At 55.3% G+C, this 10,874-nt stretch carries 16 protein-coding genes; 5 read left to right on the top strand and 11 right to left on the bottom strand.

Features of this window, described 5'->3' with window-relative positions; translation table 11 throughout:
- The first annotated feature begins 72 nt into the window (after positions 1-72).
- Positions 73-402, top strand: a complete 330-nt coding sequence (locus VMC84_RS00395) for a DUF2098 domain-containing protein (RefSeq protein ID WP_325377038.1) — start codon at positions 73-75, stop codon at positions 400-402.
- A 20-nt stretch (positions 403-422) separates the two neighbouring features.
- On the opposite strand, the gene VMC84_RS00390 is transcribed toward VMC84_RS00395, so the two are convergent.
- Genes VMC84_RS00390 through VMC84_RS00380 form a run of 3 tightly spaced genes read right to left on the bottom strand, consistent with a single transcriptional unit; the run spans position 423 to position 2,920 of the window.
- A complete protein-coding gene (locus VMC84_RS00390; RefSeq protein ID WP_325377036.1) occupies positions 423-1,046 on the bottom strand; it encodes a hypothetical protein in 624 nt (207 codons plus the stop codon).
- Positions 1,047-1,062: 16 nt separating this feature from the next.
- Entirely contained in the window at positions 1,063-1,401 is a 339-nt protein-coding gene (locus VMC84_RS00385; protein WP_325377034.1) for a DUF1894 domain-containing protein, read from the bottom strand.
- A 4-nt stretch (positions 1,402-1,405) separates the two neighbouring features.
- The gene (locus VMC84_RS00380; RefSeq protein ID WP_414676332.1) at positions 1,406-2,920 is read right to left on the bottom strand and encodes a methanogenesis marker 14 protein; all 1,515 of its coding nucleotides are present in this window, start codon (positions 2,918-2,920) and stop codon (positions 1,406-1,408) included.
- 185 nt (positions 2,921-3,105) lie between these two features.
- Between VMC84_RS00380 and VMC84_RS00375 the strand changes: the two genes are divergently transcribed.
- From VMC84_RS00375 to VMC84_RS00365, 3 genes are all read left to right on the top strand, one after another.
- A complete protein-coding gene (locus VMC84_RS00375) occupies positions 3,106-3,228 on the top strand; it encodes a hypothetical protein (protein WP_325377030.1) in 123 nt (40 codons plus the stop codon).
- A 15-nt stretch (positions 3,229-3,243) separates the two neighbouring features.
- The gene (locus VMC84_RS00370; protein ID WP_325377028.1) at positions 3,244-3,441 is read left to right on the top strand and encodes a hypothetical protein; all 198 of its coding nucleotides are present in this window, start codon (positions 3,244-3,246) and stop codon (positions 3,439-3,441) included.
- Between the two features lie 247 nt (positions 3,442-3,688).
- On the top strand, positions 3,689-4,975 hold the full coding sequence (locus VMC84_RS00365) for a cation:proton antiporter (RefSeq protein ID WP_325377026.1): 1,287 nt from the start codon (positions 3,689-3,691) through the stop codon (positions 4,973-4,975).
- 152 nt (positions 4,976-5,127) lie between these two features.
- Here VMC84_RS00365 and mtrH read toward each other — a convergent pair whose 3' ends face one another.
- From mtrH to mtrE, 8 genes are read right to left on the bottom strand one after another with little or no spacing between them, the layout of a single operon-like run.
- A complete protein-coding gene (gene mtrH / locus VMC84_RS00360) occupies positions 5,128-6,078 on the bottom strand; it encodes a tetrahydromethanopterin S-methyltransferase subunit H (protein WP_325377024.1) in 951 nt (316 codons plus the stop codon).
- Positions 6,079-6,093: 15 nt separating this feature from the next.
- On the bottom strand, positions 6,094-6,300 hold the full coding sequence (mtrG, locus tag VMC84_RS00355) for a tetrahydromethanopterin S-methyltransferase subunit MtrG (protein ID WP_325377022.1): 207 nt from the start codon (positions 6,298-6,300) through the stop codon (positions 6,094-6,096).
- A gap of 1 nt (position 6,301) precedes the next feature.
- Positions 6,302-6,517 (bottom strand): tetrahydromethanopterin S-methyltransferase subunit F, encoded by a 216-nt coding sequence (gene mtrF, locus VMC84_RS00350; RefSeq protein WP_325377020.1) that lies wholly within the window; start codon positions 6,515-6,517, stop codon positions 6,302-6,304.
- 11 nt (positions 6,518-6,528) lie between these two features.
- The gene (mtrA, locus tag VMC84_RS00345) at positions 6,529-7,278 is read right to left on the bottom strand and encodes a tetrahydromethanopterin S-methyltransferase subunit A (protein ID WP_325377018.1); all 750 of its coding nucleotides are present in this window, start codon (positions 7,276-7,278) and stop codon (positions 6,529-6,531) included.
- A gap of 1 nt (position 7,279) precedes the next feature.
- Positions 7,280-7,591, bottom strand: a complete 312-nt coding sequence (gene mtrB, locus VMC84_RS00340; protein WP_325377016.1) for a tetrahydromethanopterin S-methyltransferase subunit MtrB — start codon at positions 7,589-7,591, stop codon at positions 7,280-7,282.
- A 3-nt stretch (positions 7,592-7,594) separates the two neighbouring features.
- Positions 7,595-8,407: a tetrahydromethanopterin S-methyltransferase subunit MtrC gene (mtrC, locus tag VMC84_RS00335; RefSeq protein ID WP_325377014.1), complete on the bottom strand. Its 813-nt coding sequence runs from the start codon at positions 8,405-8,407 to the stop codon at positions 7,595-7,597.
- Position 8,408: 1 nt separating this feature from the next.
- Positions 8,409-9,218 carry a tetrahydromethanopterin S-methyltransferase subunit D gene (mtrD, locus tag VMC84_RS00330; protein ID WP_325377012.1) on the bottom strand — a complete coding sequence of 270 codons (810 nt, stop codon included), beginning with the start codon at positions 9,216-9,218 and terminating at the stop codon, positions 8,409-8,411.
- Position 9,219: 1 nt separating this feature from the next.
- Entirely contained in the window at positions 9,220-10,116 is an 897-nt protein-coding gene (mtrE, locus tag VMC84_RS00325; RefSeq protein WP_325377010.1) for a tetrahydromethanopterin S-methyltransferase subunit E, read from the bottom strand.
- Between the two features lie 474 nt (positions 10,117-10,590).
- Between mtrE and VMC84_RS00320 the strand changes: the two genes are divergently transcribed.
- Positions 10,591-10,872 carry a hypothetical protein gene (locus VMC84_RS00320; protein ID WP_325377008.1) on the top strand — a complete coding sequence of 94 codons (282 nt, stop codon included), beginning with the start codon at positions 10,591-10,593 and terminating at the stop codon, positions 10,870-10,872.
- Positions 10,873-10,874 lie beyond the last annotated feature (2 nt).

The following is a 10,874-nucleotide window of genomic DNA, read 5'->3' as shown; positions in this document are numbered from 1 at the left end:
CCGTGTCGCCGTGGTGAATACCGGCATCAAGTTTATTTATTTCATCCTCATAGTACTCAATGGCGATAACGCATGGAAGCGAGCGACAGCATAACGGCAAACGACCTGTACGGCAAGCCCATCACCGTAGGTGCGACGGTCAAGTACGTGTCCACGAAGACCGTGGGCAGGGTCATCGACATGAAGCGGGAGGACGATAAGACCTGGGCGCTCCTGGATAAGACTCGCCTGTATTACGATACCCGCTACCTGGAAGTGACGGCCGCGAATGCCACCGAGGAAGAGGACGAGAGTACGGCAAGGGTCGACATGGAAGAGGTCGAGAAGAAGATCCGGAGCATGGAAGATGCCCTCAAGGTCAAGGACATCAACATGGACACGAGCTGCGAAGGCGGCGGATAAAATTAAAAGGGAGCTAAGGATTACTTTTTAGCCTTAGCCTTTACTTTTGCATTTGTTTTTACTTTTAAAGGCTTCTTTTCCACGGGGCTAACGCCCTCGAGCCGGACGGGCTTCGAGTAGTCGTGGCGGCGGGCGTCCTGCCCGTTTATATACGCCTCGATCTCCTGGAAGAGGACCTTCTCCATCTTCTGGATGGTCTTCTTATCACCGCGGATGGCGAGCAGGTCCCTCTCGATATCGCAAACGCCGACGGGCACATAGATGTCGTCCCGGCGGACAAGCTGTATCGGGTACTCCTTTGCGAGCTTGAGGATGAGCTTCCGGGGCGTGCCCGGCGGTATTATCAGGTCGAACAGGCCCGGTATGACAGGCTTATTATGGAAATCCACTTTCTGCTGGAGCCCCATGTACTCCTCGACCGGCTTGAGCTCGACCTTCCTTTCGCTGATGAGCCCCTCGATTGTCTCTCCCCGCTCGAGGGCCTTTATCTCGATAAGCTCCCGGGGCTGTATGGAAACCTTCATTGTGTCCACGGGCTGTGCCATTTTTTTAGACGCGACCTTCTTAGCGGGCGCCTTTTTTACAGGCTTTTTCTTCGTGGCCGGCGTCTTCGTCGTCTTAGTTATAGTCTTCTTTGCTGGCATGAATGTGAAACCCCCGTTATTTTGTCTTTGCCAGGTCCGCGTTCTTCCGCCACTGCTTGACGGTGATGGTCCTGTCGAAGTTCTTCCTGATGCGAACCACCTCTTCGGGGACGTGCTTTATCCGCACGACGAAGGTGCCCATGCAGGGCTTCGTGTAAGGCAGGATCAGGTTATCAGTGTTATCCTCGACGGCGATGGGCACGTACTCGCTTCCCAGGATCCGCAAGCCCAGCACGCTATAGCCGGGCTCCACGTAGTACGTCTCCCAGTATTTCGAGAGGATGAACTTTTCCGACACAGGGTAGGTCTGGTGGGATAACAGTATGTCATAATCATAGTCGTTCAGGCAGGCCATATCTTTAAACCTCGATCTTTTTGTCTTTATTCTGCAGCTTCATGCGCGCTCCCAGGATGCATTTTCCGCCCCGGAGACCGCCCAGAGGGTTCTTCGGGGTGCCGTAGGAGTTCATGCACCGGGCCATGACCGCCGCGCCCCTTGCGAGGCCGTCGTCGCAGAACACCAGGTGGTCGTTGGGATTATCGAATAACCCCATCTCAGTGACCTTCTGCAGTATGAGCGCGGGCTTGTCGCCCGTGATGCCGGCACGTCCGGTGATACCTATTGTGGTCTTGCTTGATATTAAGTTATTCTCGAGCGCTTTTGTCAGGAGGCGCTGTGCGATCATCGCGCTGGTCAGGTCCAGCGTTGCGAGCATCGTGTTGACGTTGTGCTTCTTTATCAGGGACGCGCCGACCTCGTTCAGCTTAGGCAGGTCCTTCCCGTTCTCGCCGACCTCGCAGCCGATTAGAATTACGCCGTTGTTGCGGGCCGCCCGCGGGTTCACGGGCACGCTGCCCCACCACTTGCGCTCGTCCGGCACGACCTCGATCTGTACCATCTCGTGGGCCCACTTCGCGTGCTCCTCGATGGCCCTGTCATTCATGATCTCCGCCAGGAGGCCGGGCCGCTCTTTTGTGGTTATGTCCAGCACATTGCCGAATTCCTTGTCGACCAGGCCGGAGCCTCGCACGATGGCGTCCGGAACTGCGCCGGCCAGGCCGCAGAAGTTGCCGATAGTCTGGGAATAGGGCTGACGGTCGTTCGTCATTCGTCCCTTGAGCGTGGTGCCGAAGTCGATGCTGCACACGGGGTTCCGGAAGTCCACGCCCGCCCACTTGGCAGCTTCCTTGATGCCGGCCGTTGCGAGCTCGCCCTCCATCTCGTTTGCCACGATCTCGACGCCGCTACTGCCCATGGGCGGCAGCACGCTGGCCACGGCGCCATCGAAGAATACCCTATCGAGCTGAGAATACTTCCGCAGGCGCGGGGGGTTAAGGTTTTCCTTGTTCATTGCGGGGGTCATGTTCTTCGGAGGAACGCCAGCCTTGATGCAGCCATCGGCTAACGCCAGAATGAACGAGCCCACGTCGTCCGGCCTTTCGAACCCGGCGACGACGCCCGTGGAACGGACCACGAAGTTCAGGTCCTGGGAGATCTCGAGCCCCGCAGCCTTATGGGCTTCCTCCAGCGTATGTTTAACTAATTCGCCGACCGACTCGCGGGTCAGCTTCTTTCCGTCGAGCGTCTTGCCGAAGACCTTTTCTCCTTCCTTCGGGGGCCTGACGTCCCTGGACATCTTGACGGTCTTATTAAGCAGGTAGGTCTTGCCCGTCTCCAGGTTGGTGGCCGTGAGGATACACTTGGTCGTCGTGTTGCCCATCTCCACCGATGCGACCACGTAATAGGACGTGGTCGAAAGGTCAATTTTCGCGCTCATGCCAGGGGAGCCGGTTTTCGGGACCAATGAAAGGTAGGGACTATCCGCGATGTGAGGCTTGGGTCCCAGTAGTCTGCATAAAGGCTTTAGCTGCATAAAGATCACCGGAATGATGAATGTAATTGTCATGAATTTCTTATGTGAGACGATATATTTTTTGTATGAGGCCGGTCGTTGTATCATTCGATTGGGGCGGAGTTTAAGGTTTTAATTTTGAGTAACCCATTCATACTTGGCCGTTTTTAATTATTATCGAGGGGGTATTTTGGAAGAGCCGTTTAGTGTTAAGAGCCATCCTTGTAGCCTACTTCATCGTTTACGTGACGGTGAGGGCATATTACAGTGCGAAGACCGGCACGCTCACGGAAAGGCCAAAGGGCAGAGTTCTGCCGAAATTCATTTAACGACGGTGACCGAAAATGGGCATTAACAGGATCGACCTGAGCATGATGAGAGAGATGGATGACCGGGATTTTTACCACCTGTATTATGTGCTGAAGGGCAGGGGGAAGTACAAAGGCCGGGAAGACGGCATAACACAGCTTATAGAGCAGGGCGATAAGCCGCTGATAGCCTATCTCTCCGCATATTCACGCTACAAGCTGCTTATCCAATAACTCGATGGTAAATCCGGGAGAATGCTATCGCTACCGTTTATAAGGTAGCCATATCCGCCGTTTTTTTATTAAAACACTATTGTTCTACTACATTACGGGCTTTCCTGACATAAAATTCGATAGATCGGATAAAAACCATACCGTATAATAGCGACGATTATCGAACAATAAAGGAAAAAAATCCAGCTTGACGGTATCGACAGAAAGGTATTATATATCCTGCGTCTTCTCCATCTTCAAAGGTTAGGTGGACTGGGTGTCGGCCAGCACGACGTTTATACTGGATACGTTGCTTACGCTTTGCCTTTTACTCTTCACGGCAAAAGTTGCGGGCGAGATCTGCAGGCGGCTTGGGATCGCGGAGGTCGTGGGCGAGCTACTGGCGGGCGTCATCATGGCCCCGACACTGCTCGGCGGCTATTACTTTTTAGGAGCCCCGCTCATTACCGTGAACGATGCGGTCGAAATGTTTGCCCAACTCGGCGCCATCATGCTATTGTTTAAAGTCGGACTGGAGATGCGGTTCGACAAGTTCACCAGGATGGGCCCGCTGGCGACGATGATCGCGGCGGGCGGCGTCTCTCTGAATTTTATATTGGGCTTCGCTCTCTCGACCTTGTGGGGTTACCCGCAAAAAGAAGCCCTGCTCGTCGGAGCCGCGCTCACGGCGACCAGCGCCGCGATCACGGTTAAAGTGTTAAAAGACATCGGAAAGAACAAAACGACAGTAAGTGATATTCTCGTGGGCTCGGCGGTCATGGATGATATCCTCGGGCTGGTCGTGCTGGCCATCGTGCTGGGCCTCGTGAGCAACGATTCCCTCGACCTGGTAAGCATCGGCTTTACGACTATCAAGGCTGTCGGCGTGCTCGCCGCTTTAATGCTCATCGGCGTATTCGTCATTTCGAAGGTCATAAACTGGCTGTGCCCCCGCGATGGATGCGCCCGTCCCATCGATGGAAATAGTCTTATCAATGGTAAGACCGTACAGGGGGAACACTGTAAAATACCGTGTAATGGTGCCCAGGAGGCAACCGTCATAGCAATGTGCTTTGGCTATGCCTACGCCGCGGGCATGGCGGGACTTTCGCCCATACTGGGGGCGTTCGCGGCCGGCATGTCCATCGCCGAGACGAACGTGCTGGAAGCTATCAATGAGATGACGGATAAGATCAATTTTATCCTGGCGCCCCTGTTCTTCGTGGTCATCGGCACCTACATGAACCTCGGGGCGATCAGCGCGAACGGCTTGCTCTTTATGATCGCGCTCGTGGTCCTGGCCATGCTCGGCAAGATCGTGGGCTGCGGGCTCCCGGTGCTGTTAATACGCAAGAACTGGAAAGAAGCGGTGCTCGTCGGCCTCGGGATGATGGCCAGGGGCGAAGTAGAGCTGATCGTCGGAGGCGTGGGCATAACGACGGGCATATTCTCCCAGGAAGTCTTTTCCGCGATCATACTATTGGTGGTAGTGACGACAGTCATAACGCCCATAGCGTTAAAGCAGGCGTATAAAATACTTAAAGTGGATAATTAAGAAAGTGTACATTTTTTCAATCCTTTCTACTTTAAGCGTTTAATTCGCCCGGCACTATTGAGGCGACTTGACACTTTCAATGCGGTTTAAACGGATAAAGCCATTATAAAAAGAGAAGAAAAGCCGGTCGTTAGACCGGCTCTCGAATTAATTTATGCCAGCTTTGTCAGCGGGGTGACCTCAGCGAGCGGGGGGGTGCCCAGGTCCTTTGCGGCCTCGGCGACGATGATGTCGTTCATGGCGACCGCGGGGAAGACCTCGACTGCGTGCTCGATGGGGCCGTACAGGCAGAAGTTGCAGCCAAGGGTGATGGCGATGAGGTTGCTGCCGATGTCCGACGGCATGTACGCGCCTTCCTTGCCCGGCTGCTTCTTGAACTTCTTCAGCCACGCCCATGCGGACGGGATGTTGTGGTAGCCACCGCCTACGGGCTCTCCAAGCTGGGACTTCACGGCGAAGATGGACCTGTAGGTCGCACCGGAGCCGCTGCCCAGCGGGGTGGCCGCGACGTCCAGTAGCGGCCTGGTGATGCCCTTCTCGGTACCGAGAGTAAGCATGCCTTTTGTCTGGCCGGAGCCGCCCTTGGTGAACATCTCCATCCTGCCCTTGACCGACATATCGACGGCGTTGAAGCCGAGGATTATGGCGGAAGTGAACTTTAGGGGCTTAATGGCGTCCATCTCGGCCTGCTGTGCGGCAGCGTTGATCGAGTTGTAGATGACCCGGTCAGAGATGCCGATCTCGTCGGCCTTCTTGGCGCCGGCGATCCTTGCGGCCGCGACGGTCGAGTCGACCAGGAACGCGTCCTTGCCGATGTTCGAGTACCATTCGATGTACTTGATCATCGACTCTTCCGTCTCGGAGACGATCTGTACCCAGACCTTGTTGCCGGTGATGTCCGACATCTCCTCCTGCTGCCTGATGAGCTTTTCCGCACCTTCCTTGTTGAAGATGCCCTTCGCGCTGTCCTCCTTTGCCGCGAAGATGGGTTCCTTGTTGTAGAATATGGAACCAGCTAACACGGTCGGGTATTCGCCAGGGTTTCCGCCTACTTTTGCCCTGCCGACCTCATAGACCTTTTGTGGTGTATCATACTTAAACATTGAATTCTCCTCCCTTTACACGATCGACATTATAATACTGTACGCTACGTAGATCAATACGCCGAAGAGGAATCCGTAGAGGATGCCTACTTCTCTGCCCAGAGTTATGCCTGCGCTCTGCTGTATCTCGGAGTTGGTGAACTCCACCTTCTCCTCGATCGCGTCGAGCCTCTTTTGCACGGCCGAGAACTCTACCGGGTCAACTGCTGCTGCGGGTATCATTTTAGAGACCTCCTATAAGCGCCAGCGGGATCAGCACCATGCCAAGCGCGAATAAGGCCCCGATAAGGAAGCCCAGCACCTTGGTGGCGCCCACTGCCGAGGACATCTTCTGGTTCCTGGCAGCAAGCTGGGCCCGATAGCAGATGTCGTCGATGATGGGCACGAAGGCGCTTTCTGGGGGCGCCTGGGTTGCCGCTACTGCAATAGATTCTGCCATTTTAGCTCCTCCTACGGTTTCAATAATAATTTCGTCCAGTCGATGCCGCCGGGGAACAGTAAGGCGAGAAGCATCAGGCAGATCACTATGCCTATGGCGATGCCTTCCATCTTGCCCGCATACCAGCCCATCGTGAACTTGCTCATGTAGCCGATGTCCTTGACATCGTCCTTGATCGACCTGAGCCTTGACTGGATGACGGCGAGCTCGCCCGAGATCGGCTTAATGGCCGCTCCGGCTACGACTTCCTCTTCCTTCTCCTTGATGGTGATGAGCATCGGCTCCGCCGCGAACGCGCCGGGGTCCTTCGCGATGCAGTCCTTGATCGCCTGAGTGATCTTAGCCTCGTCCTCGACGTCCACCATCTCGATGAGCTGTACCTGTTCCTGGAACCTCTTGACGGCGTTTGCGTCGAGGTTCTCGATGAAGGGGATAGCGCCTTTTGCGTTAACGATCCTTCCGTCCTTCAGGCCGAACTTGTACAGGCTTATCAGGGCATCGCCCGATATGTGGCCCTTGACTTCCGAGCCGCACACCACGACGAACCTGATGTTCGGGTTGGAGATGATGTTCGCGACGATCTTCTCGATACCCAGGTTCTCGGTCTTGAAGGGGCCGGCAATTGCCGCGCCAGCCTTGATGGGCCACATGCCGAAGTGCGAGCCGCAGGTCGCTACGGCGACGTCGCTCTTCGCATCTCCGACATCGTATTCGCCCTTAACTACTGGCCATCCCTTTGCGGGTTCTTTTTTGTCTACCATTTTAGATCAGCCCTCCAGCACGCAGGAACACTATGACGAAAGCGGCGATCAGCCCGAAGATGAAGCCGTAGAATATGTTAGTGAATATACTAGCATAGTACAGCGACTTTTCCCTGCCGGGGAAAGACTCCAGGAAGCTGCCCGTCGGGGTCAGCGAGTTCATGAGGTCGTTGGCATACTTGTCAAGCTTATCCAGGGCCGTGTTGACGGAGCCCATGGTATACTTGACCATGTTGCCGCTCTCGGGTGCGATCTTGCCCGTCTCGGTATCGTATACGAGACCGTATTCGGGTAATACCTTAACTGCAGCCATGTCTTATGCCTCCTTCGGGGGTAATACACCCGTGCTGAGCACCGGCACGCCGCTTTCCTTGACCTTTCTGAAGAATGTCAGGTACGCGTATAACCAGCCGATCAGGCCCAGCACTATTGTGATGAGCGCCGGGAGAATGTTCGCCTGGAACGTGTAAAGCGACATTAAGCCGAACATGATGGTCGACAGCAGGCCAGCTTCAACGGCCAGCGTGAGGGTCCTGCTCTGGTCTTCATCCGGCCCGAGGCACGCGTTGAACGGGTGCAGCATCGGGAGCGCTCCGATCATGAAGAGCGGCGCGATGAAGCCGGTCGCGAAGACGTAGTTGATCATCGTCGAGTAGTCGAATGAGCCCGCGATAGTCGTCGTATAGCCCATCAGGATGATGCTTGCGGCGCCCGCGATAAAGGTCATTCCGATCTGCATGGTCGGGATCTTCATCTTGAGCACGGAGTTCGCGATATAGCCTATGATTGCGCCCTGAACGAGCGACAGCAAGATGGCCACGATGGGGCCGGCGTAGACGATACCTATGTAGTCGCCGATCTTGAGGCCGAGCAGAGTGGCCAGCAGGCCCATGCCGAACGCGAGCATGCCGATGGACGGAACGCCCGTGCCGATACCGTACTTACAGATCCTCCTGACTGCGTCCGCACCCCATACGATTGCGAGTATGGCTCCGGCCGCGCCGAGGAAGGAGAAGTATCCGACCTTCAGGTACGTGTTCAGGAAGTATGCCAGGTATATGGCGATAAGGCCGCCCACGATACCCAGTGCTGCGAGCATATACCAGTCTAATTCTTTGACTTCGGACATTTTATACCCCCAGGGATATCAGTGCAACAGCCCAGATGCCCAGCACGAACGAGGCGATCGTGCATGCGATGACCGCCCGCGGCACTCTCTTGAACTTCGGGTCGTGGAAGCCTTCGATCGTACCTGTTATGTTGTACGACGCCAGGACCGAGTTCACGAAGAATATGCCTATCGTGAGGAACGCCGCGGCAGCGATCCCGGCGACGCCGAAGTTGGCGTAGTTGCCGAATCCGCCTGCCATGAACGCCAGGTACAGCATTGCGCCGCCCAGGCCGCCGAGCAGTCCGCCGATGAGCGAGCTGATGATGGCGACGGTCGGAGTGCCGTGGCCTTCAGTTCCCCTGGTGACCCAGAGGTCCTGCCTGTCGCCGGTGATCGGGTCGTACTTGACCTTGGCCGAGACCAGGGGTACGCCGATCGCGAACGAGTACATGATATTTGCGACGACTGCCAGGATGACCATCATGAGCATGGCGCCGACGATACCCGCGACGAGCACCAGAATAATGGCCCCCAGGTTCGATGATATACCGCTGAGCGACAGCAGAGTGCCGTCATTCAAAGCGGGCGCGAAGCCCGGGTAGGCTGTCTTAAGCGAGCCGCGGTATATATCGTTCACGGTAAAACCGGCACTTATCAGCCCCAGGGCGCCCGACGAGAACGCGAGCATCGTGGTGCCGGTACCGATACCGGTCGCCTGTGCCATCGCGGCAGGCGCGCCGCCGACGGGCACGAAGTGAACGCCGACTCCTATGAGAAGTCCGCCGATGGTTATGGCTAATAGTATTATGATCAATGTTATCGGGTCCATGTTATTCCTCCGCTGCCTTGTATGCCGGATACGTCTTCTTGGTCCACATCTCGAGCATGCGGTTCACGATGACCCAGATCAGGACGAGCAATAAGCCGGCGACCATTGCGCCCCAGCCATTCCAGTACTGGGTGAACAGTATCTCTCTCCAGCTGTCTAAGAATACGGTGATGCCCAGGCCGAATCCGGTAAGGGGACCGCCGTGCTTGACGCAGTAGCCGGCCACGTCGATGCTGTTCCTCAGGCCGGCCTCGCCCTTCTGGACGATCTTGCCCGACTGTGCGGCAGGTAATCCCATGCCGAAGGGCTTGTTCTGGTATTCCCTTTCGGCACCATAGTGGACATCACCCACAGCAGAGCCCATACCACCGACGATTACGCCCCACAGCATTGCGAGGATCGGGAACGGGAACGGTTGTCCGAGGATCCAGTTCATTAAATAAGAGAACGTCCCGATCGCCATTGCCGCGATAAAGGCATGGGCGATAATAGCTGGTGTTGTCGTTAACAATATATCAAGATATATCGGTTGGCCAAATCTTTTCTGGCCGGTCAGCCTGCCCATGTAGGCCGTCGTTGCATATACACCGTACATCAACGAGGCCGCCAGGGCGCCGAACGCAAGGGCCAGGACGGGGTTAACCTTAAACGCCGCCATGAGAGCCAGTGCGATGGCTGCACCGGTGCAGCATAAGAACCCGTAGGCTACCGGCTCACCGCTGACTGCCTTGTTGTAGTAGCGGTGTAAGTAACCTACCTGCGGAGCAAGCTGTACCTGCGAGTTCGCGTTGGACTGTGAGCCGAAATCCGACTCCAGGTCTTCCGCAGCCCCCGCAATAGTAGCACAGGCACCCATGAGTGCAGCCGCTCCTAGGCTCAGTACTATTGTTTCTACCATGTGTTATCCTCCTCTTTAGTTTATAATTATGGATAGGTGTAGGGAACAGACATCCATAATTAGGGCTATAAGTATCATTTTTAAAAGGGTTTGTAGAGTAATAAATCTTTCGAAATGCGGCTACTGGTAACAAGGACCCGGTATTTGCCTTTAATCGGAAAAATAACCCGTTTTTCACGTTTATTATGTATAATAAAACTTATATAAAATATTATTTATTATTATGCGATAGGGAATTAATCGCCCGCTCGACTGGCGGTTCGAGGCAGAGAATAAAAAGCTTATGTGTGCAGGAGCCATCCTGACCCGCCCTGACTGGTGAAGATACGGACGATTCTCCAGATGGTCACGTCCATCCTGTGGTGGCCATGCTTTTCCACGAATGGGCCTGCGAATCCGGTTATCTTAAAATGCGGCCTTATAATGGCATCTGGCAGAAATTAATATAAAATATATGCCCCACAAATCTTATTCATGGATATGCTGGTAACCTTCGAGGTCATTGAAAGAGAAGGAGAGTTGGTCGCGGTCCACGACGGCGGCCTGGGGCTGCTTATCGCCCTGGGGCGCGATTGGGACATGCTCAGGGATACGGTCAACGAGACCGTAGCGTCCGCCATCGGGGAAGTAACTGTCGACGTGGAGATCGAGCTGTTCATCGACGCCAACCACAGGACCCGGTTCAAGCACGTCTACGACCGGGCCGTGGCCGAGAGGATCCGGAAGAGGTCCGATAACCCGGACGCCGGGACGTAAAG

The organism is Methanocella sp. (assembly GCF_035506375.1).
GTDB lineage: Archaea > Halobacteriota > Methanocellia > Methanocellales > Methanocellaceae > Methanocella.
The sequence above is the reverse complement of the archived record's forward strand: the minus strand, read 5'-3'. Positions and strand labels throughout refer to the sequence as shown.

Coding starts and splice junctions, on each gene's coding strand:
- VMC84_RS00385 (WP_325377034.1), bottom strand. CDS start 1,401: ATGGCCTGCCTGAACGACTATGATTATGACATACTGTTATCCCACCAG.
- mtrH (WP_325377024.1), bottom strand. CDS start 6,078: ATGTTTAAGTATGATACACCACAAAAGGTCTATGAGGTCGGCAGGGCA.
- mtrE (WP_325377010.1), bottom strand. CDS start 10,116: ATGGTAGAAACAATAGTACTGAGCCTAGGAGCGGCTGCACTCATGGGT.
- VMC84_RS00370 (WP_325377028.1), top strand. CDS start 3,244: ATGGGCATTAACAGGATCGACCTGAGCATGATGAGAGAGATGGATGAC.
- VMC84_RS00320 (WP_325377008.1), top strand. CDS start 10,591: ATGGATATGCTGGTAACCTTCGAGGTCATTGAAAGAGAAGGAGAGTTG.
- mtrD (WP_325377012.1), bottom strand. CDS start 9,218: ATGGACCCGATAACATTGATCATAATACTATTAGCCATAACCATCGGC.
- mtrC (WP_325377014.1), bottom strand. CDS start 8,407: ATGTCCGAAGTCAAAGAATTAGACTGGTATATGCTCGCAGCACTGGGT.
- mtrA (WP_325377018.1), bottom strand. CDS start 7,278: ATGGTAGACAAAAAAGAACCCGCAAAGGGATGGCCAGTAGTTAAGGGC.
- VMC84_RS00380 (WP_414676332.1), bottom strand. CDS start 2,920: ATGCAGCTAAAGCCTTTATGCAGACTACTGGGACCCAAGCCTCACATC.
- mtrB (WP_325377016.1), bottom strand. CDS start 7,591: ATGGCTGCAGTTAAGGTATTACCCGAATACGGTCTCGTATACGATACC.
- mtrF (WP_325377020.1), bottom strand. CDS start 6,517: ATGGCAGAATCTATTGCAGTAGCGGCAACCCAGGCGCCCCCAGAAAGC.
- VMC84_RS00390 (WP_325377036.1), bottom strand. CDS start 1,046: ATGCCAGCAAAGAAGACTATAACTAAGACGACGAAGACGCCGGCCACG.
- VMC84_RS00395 (WP_325377038.1), top strand. CDS start 73: ATGGAAGCGAGCGACAGCATAACGGCAAACGACCTGTACGGCAAGCCC.
- mtrG (WP_325377022.1), bottom strand. CDS start 6,300: ATGATACCCGCAGCAGCAGTTGACCCGGTAGAGTTCTCGGCCGTGCAA.